This window comes from Klebsiella sp. G-Nf4 (assembly GCF_002810615.1).
GTDB classification, from domain to species: Bacteria; Pseudomonadota; Gammaproteobacteria; order Enterobacterales; family Enterobacteriaceae; genus Klebsiella; species Klebsiella variicola.
In genome coordinates this window covers 77,789-94,326 of the sequence record NZ_PION01000011.1, presented here as the reverse complement: position 1 = coordinate 94,326, position 16,538 = coordinate 77,789, and the positions used below count along the sequence as shown (strand labels likewise).

Sequence of the window (16,538 nt, the reverse complement as noted above, 5' to 3'; positions counted from 1 at the left end):
TACCATTAGATCACCGACGCTTCAAATTAGCATACTTCTTTACACAGCGCCGATCTTTATTCTTACTCTTCTGCTTGACCTTCCCGTTACGGTAGGGTTTAAGCTCAAATATTCGCCCGCAGAATAAAAAGGATGTGAATATGCAACGTCGAGACTTCCTCAAACTGACCGCCGCGGTCAGCGTGGCCAGCGCATTACCGCTATGGAGCCGTGCGGTTTTTGCGGCCAGTCGCCCGGCTCTGCCGATACCGACGCTGTTGACGGCCGATGCGCGCAACCGTATCGCCCTGACGATCCAGGCGGGCAAAACGCAGTTTGGCGCTCTGCACGCCACCACCTGGGGCTATAACGGTTCGCTGCTGGGTCCTGCGCTACAGTTGACGCAGGGGAAGGCCATCACGGTGGACATTACCAACCAGCTGGCGGAAGAGACCACGCTGCACTGGCATGGTCTGGAGGTCCCGGGCGAGGTCGACGGAGGGCCGCAGGGCGTTATCGCCCCGGGCGCCACCCGTACGGTGAGCTTCACGCCGACGCAGCGGGCGGCCACCTGCTGGTTTCATCCCCATCAACACGGGACCACCGGCCGGCAGGTGGCGATGGGGCTGGCCGGCCTGGTGCTGATCGAGGATGAAGAGAGCGGACGCCTGCTGCTGCCTAAACAATGGGGAATCGATGATGTGCCGGTGATTGTCCAGGACAAGAAGTTCACCGCCGCCGGCGAGATCGACTACCAGCTGGATGTGATGAGCGCCGCCGTCGGCTGGTTTGGCGATACGCTGCTGACCAATGGCGCTCTCTATCCCGAACATGCCGCCCCGCGCGGCTGGCTCCGTCTGCGCTTGCTAAACGGCTGTAATGCCCGTTCCCTCAATTTTGCCACCAGCGATAAGCGTCCGCTGTACGTGGTGGCCAGTGACGGCGGTCTGTTGGCCGAGCCGGTCAAGGTCGATGAATTGCCGGTTTTGATGGGGGAACGCTTTGAGGTGCTGGTGGACACCAGCGACGGTAAACCTTTCGATCTGGTGACCCTGCCGGTGAGCCAGATGGGCATGGCTATTGCGCCTTTTGATAAACCGCAGCCGGTGCTGCGCGTTCAGCCACTGATCATTCCCGCCTCCGGCAAACTGCTGGATACGCTGGCCGCGCTGCCAGCGCTACCGTCCCTGACGGGGCTGACGCAGCGTCAGCTCCAGCTGTCGATGGATCCGATGCTCGACAGGATGGGCATGCAGGCGCTGATGGAAAAGTATGGCGACCAGGCGATGGCGGGAATGGACCACGGCATGATGGGGCATGGCGGCATGGGCGACATGAGCAATATGCACCACGGTGACATGAGCAATATGAGCAATATGAACCACGGGGCTGGTCGGGATCATGACATGTCGTCAGGCAAGGGGTTTGATTTCCACAACGCCAACCGCATCAACGGCAAAGCCTTCGACATGAATGTGCCGATGTTTGCCGCAGCCAGAGGCCAGTACGAGCGCTGGGTGATATCGGGTAAGGGCGACATGATGCTGCATCCGTTCCATATCCACGGCACCCAGTTCCGCATCCTCAGCGAGAACGGCAAGCCGCCAGCCGCGCACCGCAGCGGCTGGAAAGATACCGTCCGCGTGGAAGGTGACGTCAGTGAAGTGTTGGTGAAGTTTGATCATCCAGCGCCGAAGGAGTTTGCCTATATGGCCCACTGCCACCTGCTGGAGCATGAAGACACCGGGATGATGTTGGGATTCACGGTTTAGCGCTCGGCGGCCTGCTGCCATCTTCCATGGGGAGAAGGGATAAACACAAAAAAAACGGCAACTTTCGTTGCCGTTTTGCGTTTTATTTGGCGTCATCCGGGAGCGCATAGGCAACGATGTAATCGCCCATTTTGGTACCGAACGAGCCGTGACCGCCGGCAGAGATGACAACATACTGTTTGCCATTCACTTCGTAGGTCATTGGGGTGGCCTGACCGCCGGCTGGTAGACGGGCTTCCCACAGCTTCTCGCCGTTGCTCATATTGTACGCGCGCAGGTAGTTATCTGCGGTCGCGCCGATGAACAGGACGTTACCGGCCGTGGAGATCGGGCCGCCAAGCATCGGCATCCCCATGGTGAACGGCAGCTTAACCGGCATCGGGAACGGCAGGCTATCCTGCGGAGTACCGATACGTTTTTTCCATACCACTTCGTTGGTTTTCAGATCCAGCGCGGAGATATAGCCCCAGGCTGGCTGTTTGCATGGCAGGCCAAACGGCGACAGGAACGGGTTCAGGGTCACGCCGTACGGGACGCCGTACTGTGGCTGCACGCCGGACTCGGTGCCAGAGCCTTTCGCATCTTTCGGCGGCTCCATCGGGTTGCCCGGGCCGCGTGGGATCAGTTTAGAGACGAACGGCAGCGCCATCGGGTTGGCAATAGCCACCTGACGGTTCGGATCGACGGAGATACCGCCCCATTCAAACATCCCCAGGTTACCCGGGAAGACGAGAGTGCCCTGCTCAGATGGCGGGGTGAAGATACCTTCATAGCGCATCTGGTGGAAGATCACGCGGCACACCAGCTGATCGAACATGGTGGCGCCCCACATGTCCGCCCCGGTCAGATCTTTCTTCGGACGGAAGCTCAGATCGGAGAACGGCTGAGTTTTGGCGACGTAATCCCCTTTGGCAGCGCCCTGCGGAACCGGTTTTTCCGGGGCCGGGACCACCAGCTCGCCATTACGGCGATCCAGTACGAAGATGTTGCCGGTTTTCGCCGGGGCATAGACGACTGGTACGGTTTTACCATTAACCTCAATGTCCGCCAGCGTCGGCTGGGAGGGCATATCCATATCCCACAGATCGTGGTGGACGGTCTGGTAGCTCCAGGCCAGCTTACCGGTGGTGGCGTTCAGCGCCACAATCGAGCTGGCGTAACGCTCTTGCTCCGGCGTACGGTTGCCGCCCCAGATATCCGGGGTGGTCACGCCCATCGGCAGATAGACCAGATCCAGCTTAGCGTCGTAGGCGGCAGGCGCCCAGGAGTTCGGTGAGTTGAGCGTGAAGTGATGCTCATCGCTCGGGATGGCGTTCGGATCTTTCGCGCCCGGATCGAAGGCCCACAGCAGTTTACCGGTATTCACATCAAAGCCGCGGATGACGCCAGACGGCTCGCGGGTAGAGAAGTTATCGGTGACCGCGCCGGCAATCACGATGGTCTTATCGGTGATAATCGGCGGAGAAGTAGGTTCATACATACCCGGCGTGGTGACCGGCATGTTGGTCTGCAGGTTGAGAATACCTTTATTGGCAAAGGTTTCGCACAGCTTACCGTTGTCGGCGTTTACCGCGAACAGACGGCCATCGTTCACCGGCAGGATAATGCGGCGCGGACAGTCGGCGACGACGTCAGCAGGGGCGTTATCCGCTTTGGCTTCGTGATAAGAGACGCCGCGGCAGGTGACGTGCTGGAACGACGGATCGGCATTCAGCTGCGGGTCAAAATGCCACTTCTCTTTACCGGTGGCCGCGTCCAGCGCGAACAGACGCTGGTGGGCGGTACACAGGAAGAGCGTGTCGCCGACTTTAATCGGCGTCACTTCGTTGGTGATTTCACCCGGGTCGTTCGGTTGCTTCAGGTCGCCGGTGCGGAATACCCAGGCTTCCTTCAGGTTCTTCACGTTGTCGGCGTTAATCTGCTTCAGCGGAGAGAAGCGCTGGCCTTCCTGGTTGCGGCCATAGGCCGGCCAGTCGCCGTCGGCAACGTTGGAGATCGGCGCGGCCGGGGTGGCGTCGGCGCTCAGGGTGCCGTTGACTTCCTGCGGGTCGTTAAAACCGGCCCAGGTCAGCATGCCGCCGCTGATCAGCAGGGCGACGACCAGCGCGCCTACGGCGCCAGCGGAAGGCACGGACAGACGACGCCAGACAAAGGGCAGGATCAGCCAGATACCAAAGAAGACGAGGATGTCGCTACGCGGCGTCAGCGCCCAGAAGTCGAAGCCGACTTCCCAGACGCCCCAGATCATCGTCGCCAGCAGCAGCGCAGCGTACAGCCACAGCGCAGCGCGTTTGCCGCGCAGCAGCATTACGGTCACGCCCAGCATCACCAGACCGGCGATAGGGTAGTACCAGGAGCCGCCAAGCACGACCAGCCATGCTCCGCCGATTAAAAGATAGAGGCCGCAGAACGCTGCAAATAGCGCAGTCAGCGTCACCAGGAGCCTTGATTGTTGAGACTTTGTTTCAGCCATAGAAAGTTACTCATGTGTTTGTTAATTTTTTAACTGCAATTAATTATAGGTTTTAACAAGTGTGATCGGAATCACAAATATGGCTTTATTAATCCCTGCACCGAAGATTTCTTTTTGCTGGTATACTGGATGGCTTGCCGGTCATCGTCGGGGCGAAAGCAGCGGCTTTGATGATTTATATTTAGAATCAAATGGTTAGTCTTATGAAACATACTGTAGAAGTGATGATCCCGGAAACCGAGATCAAAGCGCGCATCGCGGAACTGGGTCGTCAAATCAACGAACATTACCAGGACAGCGGCAGCGAAATGGTGCTGGTGGGGCTGCTGCGCGGCTCATTTATGTTCATGGCCGACCTGTGCCGTGAAGTGCAGGTGCCGCATGAAGTCGATTTTATGACCGCCTCCAGCTACGGCAGCGGCATGTCCACTACCCGTGATGTGAAAATCCTCAAAGATCTGGATGAAGACATCCGTGGTAAAGACGTATTGATCGTGGAAGACATCATCGACTCCGGCAATACCCTGTCTAAAGTGCGTGAGATCCTCAGCCTGCGCGAGCCGAAATCGCTGGCCATTTGTACGCTGCTGGATAAACCAAGCCGTCGTGAAGTCAACGTCCCGGTTGAGTTTGTCGGTTTCGCCATTCCGGACGAGTTCGTGGTGGGCTACGGTATCGACTACGCCCAGCGCTACCGTCATCTGCCGTATATTGGCAAAGTCACCCTGCTGGACGAGTAAGAGATATCCCACTCTGGACAGCGCGCGCCGCGCTCTCCAGGGTGGCTAAGTCTGAAGGCTATTTGTGGTTGATATGCTTGATCTTGAGGTTGGAGATCCCGTGGCGATAGCGCTGTTCGAGGGTTTCCCGGCTCACGGCGGTGACATCCAGATCGCGCAGCAGCCCGTCGTGAATGCCGTATGCCCAGCCGTGGATGGTGACCTTCTGTCCGCGCTTCCACGCCGATTGCATAATCGTCGAATGTCCCAGGTTGTACACCTGCTCCATCACGTTCAGTTCGCAAAGGGTATCCAGACGGCGCTCCTCCGGCATTTCACCCAGCAGTGAGCTGTGCTTAAACCAGATATCGCGGATATGCAGCAGCCAGTTGTCGATGAGTCCCAGCTCCGGGTTTTCTACCGCCGCCTGCACGCCGCCGCAGCCGTAATGGCCGCAGATGATAATGTGCTCGACTTCGAGGACATCGACGGCATACTGCACCACCGACAGGCAGTTCAGGTCGGTGTGGATCACCAGATTGGCGACGTTACGATGGACAAACAGTTCGCCTGGTTCCAGGCCGGTAAGTCGCTCAGCGGGAACGCGGCTGTCAGAGCAGCCAATCCACAGAAAGCGCGGTTTCTGCGCCTGCGACAGTTTCTCAAAAAAGCCGGGGTCCTCTTCCACCAGCATTTTTGACCATAGTGCATTATTGCTGATGAGTGTATCTATATCATTCATGGACGTTATCGGCCTGTAACCAAGTAAGTGCGTTGCGCTAATATAGGGTAAGCTCACCTTTTTTAAAACCATCTTAACCCGTGATACGTCAGGCTACCGATGCGTTGGCGGCGCCAGCGCCAGTAGAACGCAAACGTGAGTCAGGCGGGTTAATGACGTGTCACGACACGAGAAGAGATATTTAATGACCATTGCTCTGGAATTAAAACAGCTCAAAAAAACCTACCCCGGCGGGGTTCAGGCGCTGCGGGGAATCGACCTGCAAGTCGAGGCCGGGGATTTCTATGCCCTGCTGGGGCCGAACGGGGCCGGAAAATCCACGACTATCGGCATCATCAGTTCGCTGGTGAATAAAACCTCCGGTCAGGTCAATGTCTTTGGCTACGATCTGGAAAAAGATGTCGTCAACGCCAAGCGTCAGCTTGGCCTGGTGCCGCAGGAGTTTAACTTTAACCCGTTCGAGACCGTGCAGCAGATTGTCGTTAACCAGGCGGGCTACTACGGCGTGGAACGCAAAGAAGCTGTCGCCCGCAGCGAAAAATACTTAAAACAGCTCGATCTGTGGGAAAAACGCAACGAACGCGCGCGGATGCTCTCCGGCGGGATGAAGCGTCGCCTGATGATCGCCCGCGCGTTAATGCATGAGCCGAAGCTGCTGATCCTCGACGAACCGACCGCTGGCGTCGATATTGAACTGCGTCGCTCAATGTGGGGCTTTCTCAAGGATCTGAACGATCGCGGGACCACCATTATCCTGACCACCCACTATCTCGAAGAGGCCGAAATGCTGTGCCGCAACATCGGCATCATCCAGCACGGCGCGCTGGTGGAAAACACCTCGATGAAAGCGCTGCTGTCGAAGCTGAAGTCTGAGACCTTTATTCTCGACCTCGCGCCAAAAAGCCCGGTACCGAAGCTCGAAGGCTACCAGTACCAGCTGGTCGATACCTCGACGCTGGAAGTCGAGGTCCTGCGCGAGCAGGGGATTAACAGCGTCTTTGCCCAACTGAGCGCCCAGGGGGTGCAGGTACTGAGTATGCGTAACAAAGCTAACCGTCTGGAAGAGCTGTTTGTCACGCTGGTGCATGAGCGAAAAGGAGAGTCAGCATGATGCAGCTTTATTGGGTCGCGCTGAAAAGCATCTGGACCAAAGAGATCCACCGTTTTATGCGCATCTGGATCCAGACGCTGGTGCCGCCGGTGATCACCATGACCCTGTACTTCGTGATTTTTGGCAACCTGATCGGGTCGCGCATCGGCGAGATGCATGGCTTTACCTATATGCAGTTTATCGTGCCGGGCCTGATCATGATGGCGGTGATCACCAACGCTTACGCCAATGTCGCCTCGTCGTTCTTCAGCGCCAAGTTTCAGCGCAATATTGAAGAGCTGCTGGTGGCGCCGGTGCCGACGCATGTGATCATCGCCGGCTACGTTGGCGGTGGCGTGGCGCGCGGGCTGTGCGTGGGTATCCTGGTGACGGCGGTGTCGTTGTTCTTTGTGCCGTTCCAGGTTCACTCCTGGCTGTTTGTCGCCCTGACGCTGCTCCTCACCGCGGTGCTGTTCTCGCTGGCGGGCCTGTTGAACGCAGTGTTTGCCAAGACCTTTGACGACATCAGCCTGATCCCGACCTTTGTGCTGACGCCGCTGACCTACCTCGGCGGGGTGTTCTATTCGCTGACCCTGCTGCCGCCGTTCTGGCAGGGGCTGTCGCATTTGAATCCCATCGTCTACATGATCAGCGGTTTCCGCTTCGGCTTCCTGGGTATCAACGATGTGCCGCTGGTGACCACCTTTGCGGTGCTGGTGGTCTTCATCGTCGCCTTCTATCTGCTTTGCTGGTCGTTAATCCAGCGCGGCCGCGGCCTGCGCAGCTGATGTTCATCACGGTTAGCGCTTCCTGACGCCAATACGCGAAGCGCTAACCGCTTATCTTTGACCGCCATCACCGATACGCCATCCTCCCCTTGCTACATTGTTTGCTGGCTAAGGAGGGAAGCATGCTTGGTTGGGTTATTACCTGTCACGATGAGCTGGCGCAGGAGATGCTGGATCGTCTTGAACAAAAGTTTGGTCCGCTGGCCCAGTGTCGGGCGGTCAATTACTGGCGCAATCTCAGCAGCAATATGTTGAGCCGGATGATGTGCGATGCGCTGCATGCCACCGACTCCGGGGACGGCGTCATTTTCCTGACCGACAGAACCGGCGCGGCGCCTTATCGGGCCGCGGCGCTGATGAGCCACAAACATACCCACTGCGAAGTGATCTCCGGCGTCAGCTATTCATTACTTGAGCGAATGTATCTGCTGCGGAACACGTTAAGCAGCGAGGCGTTTCGCCAGGCTATCGTCAGCGCGGGCGGGCCGATGGTGAGCAGCTTGTGGCATCAGCAGCAGAAGAATCCCCCGTTCCGCTTGCGTCATGATACCTTCGGAAATTAAGCAGCGTGACAGATGCTGCTTTTGTTACAATAGCTGCCGTTGATGGTTTACCGGTTCGATGCGCATGCTTGCCCGATTTTTTACGCTTCTTTTTTTACTGACCTCGCTCAGCGCTTCCGCCAGCCTGCTTAGCCAGCAGGGCAAGCCTGTGCGCTATATGCAAACCACCGAAGACGCGGTTATCTGGGCGCAGGTGGGGAACCGTGTGGTCAGCGTCGGCAATGTGCGTGCCGGGCAGATCCTCGCGGTCGTCCCGACGGCGGCTGACTATTATGAATTTCGCTTCGGCTTCGGCACCGGGTTTATTGATAAAGGCCACCTCGAGCCGGTACAGGGTAAACAGCGAGTGGAGGACCGACTGGGGGATCTCAATAAACCGTTGAGTAACCAGAATTTACTCACCTGGAAAGATACGCCGCTCTATGACGCTCCTTCAGTGAGCAGCGTGCCGTTTGGTACGCTGGCCACTAATCTGCGCTATCCGATCCTCAGCAAGCTGAAAGACCGGCTCAATCAGACCTGGTTTCAGATCCGCATTGGCGACCGGCTGGCGTGGGTCAGCAGTCTGGATGCGCAGGAAGATAACGGTATTCCCGTGCTGACCTATCACCACATTCTGCGCGACGAAGAGAACACCCGTTTCCGCCATACCTCGACCACCACCTCGGTACGCGCCTTCAACAACCAGATGACCTGGCTGCGTGATCAGGGCTATACCACGCTGACCTTGTATCAACTGGAAGGCTATGTGCGTAATAAAATCAACCTTCCGGCGCGGGCAGTGGTCATTACCTTCGATGACGGCCTGAAATCGGTAAACCGTTACGCCTATCCGGTGCTGAAACAGTACGGCTTCCATGCCACTGCATTTATTATCTCCTCGCGTATTAAGCGCCATCCGCAGAAATGGGATCCGAAATCGCTGCAGTTCATGAGTATTTCTGAGCTACGGCAGATCCAGGATGTTTTTGATATTCAGTCGCATACCCACTTCCTGCATCGGGTTGACGCCAGCCGCCGGCCGATTTTATTCAGCCGCAATTACCATAATATTCTGTTTGATTTCGCCCACTCGCGCCGGGCGCTCAGCCAGTTTAATCCGCATGTTCTCTACCTTTCCTATCCCTTCGGCGGCTATAACGCCACGGCGGTGCAGGCGGCGAATGACGCCGGATTTCATATGGCGGTGACGACGGTGCGGGGGAAGGTGAAGCCGGGAGACAATCCGTTTCTGCTGAAGCGGTTATATATCTTACGGACGGATTCGCTGGAGACGATGTCGCGGCTGATCAGTAACCAGCCGCAGGGCTAACACCGGCGCTGTGCCTGAGCGCAGCGCCGCGGTCATCAGGCGACCTGAACCGGAATGGCTTTCGCCTGGCGCTTCATTTCGTTGTCGCCTTCGAAGTAGGCGATGTTGGGCTGCCAGGTGCGCGCCTCTTCGTCCGACATGGTGACGAAGCTGGCGATGATCAGGATATCGCCGACGCTGGCGCAGTGCGCGGCGGCGCCGTTGACGGAGATGATTCTGGAACCCCGTTCGGCGGCAATGGCGTAGGTGGAGAAACGGTTGCCGTTGGTGACGTTCCAGAGGTGAATGGTTTCATTCTCCAGAATACCGGCCGCATCCAGGAAATCCTGGTCAATGGCGCATGAACCTTCATAGTGCAGGTCAGCCTGCGTGACTTTTACGCGGTGGAGCTTGCCCTGCAGCATATTACGCATCATAACTTCTACCCTTCAACCTTAATGTAGCAGAGCGGACAGGTCGTCCGCCCTGAGAAAAGCCCGGGCAAGTATTGCCCGATTTTTACCCGCTGTCTACTGACCGAGCGTGACGATCTGGTTGTCGATCAGGCGGGCCTGACCCAGCCAGGCGGCCATCAGGATCACCGCGCGCTGGCTGGCATCTGTCAGCTCAAGCAGGGTGTCGGCATCGCGGATCTGAATGTCGTCGGCGCGGAAGCCTTTTTCATTCAGCTCCTGTTCAGCGATAGCGATGATCTCGTCGAGTTGGCGATCGCCGGCGGCCAGTTTTTCCGCCACCGTGCTCAGCACCTTGTACAGGCCGGGGGCGATTTTGCGCTGGTCGGCGGTCAGGTAGCCGTTACGCGAACTCAGCGCCAGGCCATCTTTCGCGCGGACGATCGGCACGCCGATAATCTCGATATCGTAGCCCATGTCGGCGGTCATCTTGCGGATCAGCGCCAGCTGCTGGAAGTCTTTCTCGCCGAAGCAGGCGACGTCCGGCTGAACCAGATTGAACAGCTTACTGACGATGGTCGACACGCCGCGGAAATGGCCCGGGCGGCTGGCGCCTTCCAGCATAGTGGACAGGCCTGGGACGTCGACGTAGGTCTGGCCTTCGGTGCCCTGCGGGTAGACTTCCGCCGGCGTCGGTGCGAAGACAAAGTCGACATGGCGCTTGTTCAGCTTTTCGCAATCATCCTGCAGGGTACGCGGGTAGCGTGCCAGGTCGTCGGCGCGGTCAAACTGCATCGGATTGACGAAAATACTGACCACCACCACGTCCGCGCTGGCTTTAGCCTCATCAACCAGCTTCATATGACCATCATGCAGGTTGCCCATCGTCGGAACCAGCGCGATACGCTTACCTTCCTGACGCAGACGGCGGATATGCTGACGCAGCAGCAGCACGGATTCAATAATCAGCACAACAAGACTCCTTAATGGAAACTGTGTTCTTCGCCCGGATAGACCCCGGATTCAACTTCGGCAATATACTGCCGTACCGCGGCGCGGATGTCGCCCGCTTCGGCAAGGAAATTCTTAGCGAATTTAGGGATGTGGCCGCCGGTGATCCCGAATGCGTCATGCATCACCAGGATCTGCCCGTCGGTGACGTTGCCCGCGCCGATACCGATCACCGGAATGGTCAGGGCTTCGGTAATGCGTTTCGCCAGTTCTACCGGCACGCACTCCAGCACCAGCAGCTGCGCGCCAGCCGCTTCCAGCGCTAACGCGTCTTCAAACAGGGTCTGCGCCGCATCGCCGCGCCCCTGCACTTTATACCCGCCGAATACGTTTACCGACTGCGGCGTGAGGCCGAGGTGGCCGCAAACCGGCACCGCGCGTTCCGCCAGCATCTTCACGGTATCGGCCAGCCAGGCGCCGCCTTCGAGTTTGACCATATTGGCGCCAGCGCGCATCACGATGGCCGCATTTTCGAAGGTCTGTTCGGGAGTGGCGTAGGCCATAAAAGGCAGGTCGGCAAGCAGCAGGCTGTTCGGCGCACCGCGGCGGACGGCGCGGGTGTGATAGGCGATATCTTCCACGGTGACCGGCAGGGTGGAGTCGTGACCCTGTACCGTCATTCCCAGGGAATCGCCCACCAGCAGCACATTAATGCCTTCATCGGCGAACAGCTTCGCGAAGCTATGGTCGTAGGCGGTAATGGTGGCAAAGCGCTTCTTTTCCTGTTTGCATTTCTGCAGCAGGGCAATGGTGGTCGGTTTCATAACATTTCCTGATGATGAAAGTCATATTAACCGGCATTCTAACAGCAGCATTCAGAGGGGCAATGATTTTGGGCAACCGATTACGACGATCGCCGCAAATGCTAAAAAAGGGAGAGGGGATTACCAGCTCGCGGGTTTTTCCGCGCCCAGATTATCCAGCACGGCGCGCAGCGCAGGGCCGTCAGGAAAATGGAGATCCGGGGCGATCTCGAACAGCGGCCAGAGCATAAAGCCGCGGTTTTTCATATCGTAGTGCGGAACGGTCAGGCGCGGGCTATTGATGACCTCATCGCCAAACAGCATGATGTCGAGGTCGAGCGTGCGCGGTCCCCAGCGTTCAGCTTTGCGCACCCGACCCTGCTGCAGCTCGATGCGCTGAGTGTGATCGAGCAGCGCATCGGGCGCCAGGGTGGTTTCCAGCGCGACGGCGGCGTTGAGATAGTCCGGCTGATCCTGCGGGCCCAGCGGCGGCGTGCGGTAGAACGAAGAGACGTTCACCACGCGGCTGTGCGGAATATCGCCCAGCGCGCGGATGGCCGCCTGCACCTGCTCCAGCGGAGAAGCAAGGTTACTGCCAAGCGCGATATAGACCAGAGTCATGCGTTACCCTGACGCGGCGCGCGCTTGCGCGGACGGCGGTGGCGACGGCGTGGCGCCGGATCGTCCCCGAGGTCGTTGAGCATGTCTTTTTGTTCCGGCGGCGCGGCAACCTGGAATTCGCCCCACCATTTGGTCAGGCGCTGCAGTTCGCTGTTGTTTTCCGCCCCGGCACGCAGCTCCAGCAGATCGTAGGCGGCACGGAATTTCGGATGTTCCATCAGCTTCCAGGCGCGTTTGCCCTGACGACGGGACATGCGCAGCTGCAGCTGCCAGATATCACGAATAAGGGTGGTGATGCGCTTAGGGATCGCCAGCGTACGGCAGGCTTCGTCCAGGACATCGTTCATCGCCAGGGCGAAGGCGTCGTAGTACGCCAGACCGCTCTCCTGGGCGATTTTTTGCGCCGTCTCCAGCAGCGGATACCAGAACATCACCGCGAAGAGGAAGGCCGGATTGACGCGCATGTCGTTATGAATGCGGGTATCGGTGTTCTTCAGCACCTGGCTGATGATCCGCTCCATCGGGCTGTCGCCGCGCTCGGTAAAGTAGCGAGTGATGGTCGGGAACAGCGGCTGGAACAGGTTGTATTCCCGCAGCAGCATATAGGTCTGGTAGCCATACCCGGCCTGCAGCAACTTAAGCACTTCTTCGAACAGGCGTGCCGGCGGCACGTCGTGGAGCAGGGTGGCCAGGCGCGGCAGCGGTTCAGCCGTTTCCTGGCTGATGCTCATATCCAGCTTGGCGGCAAAGCGCACCGCGCGCAGCATGCGCACCGGATCTTCGCGATAGCGGGTTTCCGGATTGCCGATCAAGCGGATCACGCCGTCCTGCAGATCCTTCATGCCGCCGACGTAGTCGCGAACGGTAAAGTCAGCCACGCTGTAATAAAGGCTATTGATGGTGAAGTCGCGACGCTGGGCATCCTCTTCGATCGAGCCGAAGATGTTATCGCGCAGCAGCATGCCGTTCTGGCCCTGCTGGGAGGTCACGCGATCGGTGGTGTGCCCTTCGTGATGGCCGCGGAAGGTGGCGACTTCAATGATTTCCGGCCCGAACATGACGTGCGCCAGGCGGAAACGTCGCCCGACCAGACGGCAGTTGCGGAACAGCTTGCGCACCTGATCCGGCGTGGCGTTGGTGGTGACGTCAAAATCTTTCGGCTTTTTGCCAAGCAGCAGGTCGCGGACACCGCCGCCGACCAGCCAGGATTCGTAGCCTGCCTTGTTGAGGCGGTACATGACCTTGAGGGCGTTTTCACTGATATCTTTGCGGGAAATAGCATGCTGCTCACGCGGGATCACCGTCATAGGCATGGGTTCGACGGCGGCTTCTGCCTCGCGCTCCTCACGGCTTAGCACCTTACGGCAAAAATTAGCGACTCGGGTAAAAATGGTGCACCTCGTAGTGTCAGACGGACTTCAGATCAACTATACAGTATAAAAATAGCGGCTAATCATAGCTCAGCGGGAGCCATTTGAGAATGCTCGATTTTTGCGGGCTGCCAGTTGGCGACGGCCTGACTGAGTAAATCGTCAATGCTCAGGGCTTGCCAGTCCTGGGCGATGTCCTGATTAAGAAACCGGAGCGCCCGGACAATTTCGGGGCGCGGATCGCCTTCCGGCAGCGCCGGTGCGTGGTTTTGTTTAGAGAGTTTATTCCCGTCAGCATTGAGGGCCAGCGGCAGATGGAGGTAGTCCGGCGCCTGCCAGCCAAAATGCTGATACAGTGAAATCTGCCGGACCGTCGGCTCAATCAGGTCAGCGCCGCGGACGATCTCGGTGATCCCCTGAAAGTGATCATCAACCACCACCGCCAGGTTGTAGGCAAACAGGCCGTCGCGACGGTGGATAATAAAATCCTCGCGCGCCAGCGGCTCATTGGCGATGAGCGTACCGTGCAGGCGATCGGTGAACTGCAGCACGGGACGGGTCTGGCGTAGACGCAGCGCGGCGTTTTCCGCCCCCAGCCCGAGGTCGCGGCAGTGACCATCGTAGATCCCGCCTACGGCATGGATCCGCGCGCGGGTGCAAGTGCAGTAATAGCTCAGCCCTTGTTCACCCAGCCAGGCCAGCGCCTCGCGGTAAGCTTCATGTCGTTGCGACTGCCAGAGCACGTCGCCGTCCCAGTGCAGACCGTAGTGGTCAAGCTGGCGCAGAATGGTGTCGGCGGCTCCGGGGACTTCACGCGGCGGGTCGATATCTTCAATGCGAACGCGCCAGATACCCTGGTTCGCGCGGGCTTGCAGGTAGCTGCCGAGCGCGGCAATCAGAGAGCCGAAGTGGAGTTCACCGGAGGGGGAGGGAGCAAAGCGCCCAATATAGCGTGAGTCAGTCATGTTACGGACAACAGAACCAGGCGGGAGAGACTCCCGCCAGAGAGTGAGGCAGCAGGGGATTAGCCCGCCATCTGTTTTTCGCGAATTTCCGCCAGGGTTTTGCAGTCAATGCACAGATCCGCAGTCGGACGCGCTTCCAGACGGCGAATGCCGATCTCCACGCCGCAGGATTCGCAGTAGCCGAAGTCTTCATCTTCAACTTTTTTCAGCGTTTTCTCGATCTTTTTGATCAGTTTACGTTCGCGGTCGCGGTTACGCAGTTCCAGGCTGAACTCTTCTTCCTGGGCGGCACGGTCTACCGGATCCGGGAAGTTAGCAGCTTCATCCTGCATGTGCGTTACGGTGCGATCCACTTCATCCCTGAGTTGATTACGCCATGCTTCAAGAATACGCTTGAAGTGCGCCAGCTGGGCTTCGTTCATATACTCTTCGCCCGGCTTCTCTTGGTACGGCTCCACCCCAGCGATGGCGAGAATACTCAGGGACGATGTTTTACGGTTTTGCCCTTCTTGCATGTTGCTTCTCCTTAACACGCACTATCGATCCCCATGTGGGGGAAAATCAGGCCGCTATAAATAGCAGATGCTTTTCCGGATAGCAATTATCTAAACGTTACACTTGACAACCCTGTGAAGAAAAGCGTATTCGCGCTTGCGACCCGAACACTATTTAGCCACTTATTTACCGGGGTTTAACACCACGGCAATCGGCTTATTCAGAGTCATCTTCGTCGTAGAAAGTTCCGCCTTCCAGGCGAGAATTTCCACCCCCTTGTCGCGGGCTTCTGTTAACAGCTGTGCGTATCTGGCATCAATATGATGCGCGGGGGAGAAACGGTCAATTGCCGAATGCAAAACGGCAAATAAAATCACCGCACGGTCGCCATTCGCCGCGACGGCCATCAGCTCCCGCAGGTGCTTCTGGCCGCGCGTGGTCACCGCATCGGGAAAATAACCGTATTCTTTCTCCGCCAACGTAACCGATTTCACTTCAATATAGCAGTTTTGTCGGTCATCTGCCTGCAACATAATATCGATACGGCTATTCTCTTCGCCATATTTCACTTCGCTTTTCAGTTGGTTATAGCCTGAAAGCTCAGGGATTATTCCGGCGGAAATCGCCTCTTTTGCCAGCGAATTCGCGCGCAGCGTATTGACGCAAATAACCGCGCCCTGCTGCGTTTCAGTTAATTCCCAGGTATGGGCATATTTGCGCTTCGCATTGTCAGAAGTGGAATACCAGACGGTGTCGCCCGGGGCGGCGCAACCGGTCATTGCGCCGGTATTGGGGCAGTGAAGCGTCAGCTCACGGCCATCGGGGGTAACCACGTCAGCAAGAAATCGTTTGTAACGTTTAAGCAAAATAGCGGGTTGTAACGGCGGATCAAACTGCATCAACTTTCCTTATGAAACGGATAACGTTCCAGCGCCGTGTAGCGCGTGCGCCCGCGGCCAAAGCTGGACTCATAGAGCACGAACTCGTTCACCGGAAACGACCAGTGAAAGCCGGGGGCCGGGATCGGCACCGCCTGGCGGGCATCGCGCCACAGGGTAATATGTGGATGAAACGGCTGCGGGCTTTGATAGCAGCCGCTGCGCGCCGCCTGAGCGCGCAGCATACTGGCGAGCTGCAGCAGGCCGCGCGGCGGCTGACGGGTTCCGAGCCAGACCACCCGCGAGCGCAGCCACTGTCCGGCATCGTCCAGCGTCAGGGTAAAGCCCGGCTGACGGAGGCGGCCGGCGAGGGCGGCCAGCGCCCGCTGTTTTTCCGCGCTCACCTCGCCGAGAAACGCCAGCGTCAGATGGAGGTTATCCGCCGCGACGGGCCTGCCGGCATCCTCGGGGAAGTGGCTTGCCCGCCACTGGACAATCTGTTTCTGGACGGCAGGCGGCAGTTCAAGCGCAAAAAACAGCCTTTTCGGCTCAGACATGATAGAGACTCGGTAATGAATTAGGGGGATGCTACAATGCGAGCCCCTGAATGTTAACCCCCGGAGCC

Annotated in this window: 18 protein-coding genes; 7 read left to right on the top strand and 11 right to left on the bottom strand. The window is 58.1% G+C overall.

Annotated features, from left to right (window positions below; genetic code table 11):
- Positions 1–140: 140 nt before the first annotated feature.
- Positions 141–1,751 carry a multicopper oxidase CueO gene (cueO, locus tag CWM57_RS21100; RefSeq protein ID WP_100676336.1) on the top strand — a complete coding sequence of 537 codons (1,611 nt, stop codon included), beginning with the start codon at positions 141–143 and terminating at the stop codon, positions 1,749–1,751.
- 82 nt (positions 1,752–1,833) lie between these two features.
- Here the strand turns inward: cueO and CWM57_RS21095 are convergent, their stop codons facing one another.
- The gene (locus CWM57_RS21095; protein ID WP_032732524.1) at positions 1,834–4,224 is read right to left on the bottom strand and encodes a glucose/quinate/shikimate family membrane-bound PQQ-dependent dehydrogenase; all 2,391 of its coding nucleotides are present in this window, start codon (positions 4,222–4,224) and stop codon (positions 1,834–1,836) included.
- 79 nt (positions 4,225–4,303) lie between these two features.
- Here CWM57_RS21095 and CWM57_RS27880 point away from each other — a divergent pair, with 79 nt between their 5' ends.
- Entirely contained in the window at positions 4,304–4,423 is a 120-nt protein-coding gene (locus tag CWM57_RS27880) for a hypothetical protein (RefSeq protein WP_012542835.1), read from the top strand.
- Positions 4,424–4,427: 4 nt separating this feature from the next.
- Positions 4,428–4,964 (top strand): hypoxanthine phosphoribosyltransferase, encoded by a 537-nt coding sequence (gene hpt, locus CWM57_RS21090; RefSeq protein ID WP_023322073.1) that lies wholly within the window; start codon positions 4,428–4,430, stop codon positions 4,962–4,964.
- Positions 4,965–5,022: 58 nt separating this feature from the next.
- Here hpt and can read toward each other — a convergent pair whose 3' ends face one another.
- On the bottom strand, positions 5,023–5,685 hold the full coding sequence (gene can / locus CWM57_RS21085; protein WP_012542834.1) for a carbonate dehydratase: 663 nt from the start codon (positions 5,683–5,685) through the stop codon (positions 5,023–5,025).
- A gap of 184 nt (positions 5,686–5,869) precedes the next feature.
- Between can and CWM57_RS21080 the strand changes: the two genes are divergently transcribed.
- The 4 genes from CWM57_RS21080 (at position 5,870) to CWM57_RS21065 (ending at position 9,438) form a co-directional block, all read left to right on the top strand.
- Positions 5,870–6,796, top strand: coding sequence for an ABC transporter ATP-binding protein (locus CWM57_RS21080; protein WP_008807399.1), 927 nt, complete (start codon positions 5,870–5,872; stop codon positions 6,794–6,796).
- The gene (locus CWM57_RS21075) at positions 6,793–7,563 is read left to right on the top strand and encodes an ABC transporter permease (protein ID WP_044614773.1); all 771 of its coding nucleotides are present in this window, start codon (positions 6,793–6,795) and stop codon (positions 7,561–7,563) included. The genes CWM57_RS21080 and CWM57_RS21075 overlap by 4 nt, the downstream gene beginning before the upstream one ends.
- Positions 7,564–7,685: 122 nt before the next feature.
- Positions 7,686–8,126: a PTS sugar transporter subunit IIA gene (locus CWM57_RS21070; protein WP_004204391.1), complete on the top strand. Its 441-nt coding sequence runs from the start codon at positions 7,686–7,688 to the stop codon at positions 8,124–8,126.
- Between the two features lie 58 nt (positions 8,127–8,184).
- The gene (locus CWM57_RS21065; protein WP_074386852.1) at positions 8,185–9,438 is read left to right on the top strand and encodes a polysaccharide deacetylase family protein; all 1,254 of its coding nucleotides are present in this window, start codon (positions 8,185–8,187) and stop codon (positions 9,436–9,438) included.
- A 35-nt stretch (positions 9,439–9,473) separates the two neighbouring features.
- On the opposite strand, the gene panD is transcribed toward CWM57_RS21065, so the two are convergent.
- From panD to thpR, 9 genes are all read right to left on the bottom strand, one after another.
- Positions 9,474–9,854 (bottom strand): aspartate 1-decarboxylase, encoded by a 381-nt coding sequence (gene panD, locus CWM57_RS21060; RefSeq protein WP_008807395.1) that lies wholly within the window; start codon positions 9,852–9,854, stop codon positions 9,474–9,476.
- Positions 9,855–9,947: 93 nt separating this feature from the next.
- On the bottom strand, positions 9,948–10,802 hold the full coding sequence (gene panC, locus CWM57_RS21055; RefSeq protein ID WP_074386851.1) for a pantoate--beta-alanine ligase: 855 nt from the start codon (positions 10,800–10,802) through the stop codon (positions 9,948–9,950).
- Positions 10,803–10,813: 11 nt separating this feature from the next.
- Positions 10,814–11,605: a 3-methyl-2-oxobutanoate hydroxymethyltransferase gene (gene panB / locus CWM57_RS21050; RefSeq protein WP_025714105.1), complete on the bottom strand. Its 792-nt coding sequence runs from the start codon at positions 11,603–11,605 to the stop codon at positions 10,814–10,816.
- 120 nt (positions 11,606–11,725) lie between these two features.
- Positions 11,726–12,205: a 2-amino-4-hydroxy-6-hydroxymethyldihydropteridine diphosphokinase gene (gene folK / locus CWM57_RS21045; protein ID WP_074386850.1), complete on the bottom strand. Its 480-nt coding sequence runs from the start codon at positions 12,203–12,205 to the stop codon at positions 11,726–11,728.
- Positions 12,202–13,596, bottom strand: coding sequence for a polynucleotide adenylyltransferase PcnB (gene pcnB / locus CWM57_RS21040; protein ID WP_071839121.1), 1,395 nt, complete (start codon positions 13,594–13,596; stop codon positions 12,202–12,204). The genes folK and pcnB overlap by 4 nt, the downstream gene beginning before the upstream one ends.
- A gap of 62 nt (positions 13,597–13,658) precedes the next feature.
- Positions 13,659–14,540 (bottom strand): tRNA glutamyl-Q(34) synthetase GluQRS, encoded by an 882-nt coding sequence (gene gluQRS / locus CWM57_RS21035; protein ID WP_061155730.1) that lies wholly within the window; start codon positions 14,538–14,540, stop codon positions 13,659–13,661.
- A 59-nt stretch (positions 14,541–14,599) separates the two neighbouring features.
- Positions 14,600–15,055 (bottom strand): RNA polymerase-binding protein DksA, encoded by a 456-nt coding sequence (dksA, locus tag CWM57_RS21030; RefSeq protein ID WP_007749299.1) that lies wholly within the window; start codon positions 15,053–15,055, stop codon positions 14,600–14,602.
- Between the two features lie 162 nt (positions 15,056–15,217).
- Positions 15,218–15,934 carry a DNA/RNA nuclease SfsA gene (gene sfsA / locus CWM57_RS21025; protein ID WP_008807388.1) on the bottom strand — a complete coding sequence of 239 codons (717 nt, stop codon included), beginning with the start codon at positions 15,932–15,934 and terminating at the stop codon, positions 15,218–15,220.
- Positions 15,934–16,470, bottom strand: a complete 537-nt coding sequence (gene thpR, locus CWM57_RS21020; RefSeq protein WP_100631613.1) for an RNA 2',3'-cyclic phosphodiesterase — start codon at positions 16,468–16,470, stop codon at positions 15,934–15,936. Before thpR ends, sfsA begins: the two co-directional genes overlap by 1 nt.
- Positions 16,471–16,538 lie beyond the last annotated feature (68 nt).

Coding starts and splice junctions, on each gene's coding strand:
- cueO (WP_100676336.1), top strand. CDS start 141: ATGCAACGTCGAGACTTCCTCAAACTGACCGCCGCGGTCAGCGTGGCC.
- CWM57_RS21095 (WP_032732524.1), bottom strand. CDS start 4,224: ATGGCTGAAACAAAGTCTCAACAATCAAGGCTCCTGGTGACGCTGACT.
- CWM57_RS27880 (WP_012542835.1), top strand. CDS start 4,304: ATGGCTTTATTAATCCCTGCACCGAAGATTTCTTTTTGCTGGTATACT.
- hpt (WP_023322073.1), top strand. CDS start 4,428: ATGAAACATACTGTAGAAGTGATGATCCCGGAAACCGAGATCAAAGCG.
- can (WP_012542834.1), bottom strand. CDS start 5,685: ATGAATGATATAGATACACTCATCAGCAATAATGCACTATGGTCAAAA.
- CWM57_RS21080 (WP_008807399.1), top strand. CDS start 5,870: ATGACCATTGCTCTGGAATTAAAACAGCTCAAAAAAACCTACCCCGGC.
- CWM57_RS21075 (WP_044614773.1), top strand. CDS start 6,793: ATGATGCAGCTTTATTGGGTCGCGCTGAAAAGCATCTGGACCAAAGAG.
- CWM57_RS21070 (WP_004204391.1), top strand. CDS start 7,686: ATGCTTGGTTGGGTTATTACCTGTCACGATGAGCTGGCGCAGGAGATG.
- CWM57_RS21065 (WP_074386852.1), top strand. CDS start 8,185: ATGCGCATGCTTGCCCGATTTTTTACGCTTCTTTTTTTACTGACCTCG.
- panD (WP_008807395.1), bottom strand. CDS start 9,854: ATGATGCGTAATATGCTGCAGGGCAAGCTCCACCGCGTAAAAGTCACG.
- panB (WP_025714105.1), bottom strand. CDS start 11,605: ATGAAACCGACCACCATTGCCCTGCTGCAGAAATGCAAACAGGAAAAG.
- folK (WP_074386850.1), bottom strand. CDS start 12,205: ATGACTCTGGTCTATATCGCGCTTGGCAGTAACCTTGCTTCTCCGCTG.
- gluQRS (WP_061155730.1), bottom strand. CDS start 14,540: ATGACTGACTCACGCTATATTGGGCGCTTTGCTCCCTCCCCCTCCGGT.
- dksA (WP_007749299.1), bottom strand. CDS start 15,055: ATGCAAGAAGGGCAAAACCGTAAAACATCGTCCCTGAGTATTCTCGCC.
- sfsA (WP_008807388.1), bottom strand. CDS start 15,934: ATGCAGTTTGATCCGCCGTTACAACCCGCTATTTTGCTTAAACGTTAC.
- thpR (WP_100631613.1), bottom strand. CDS start 16,470: ATGTCTGAGCCGAAAAGGCTGTTTTTTGCGCTTGAACTGCCGCCTGCC.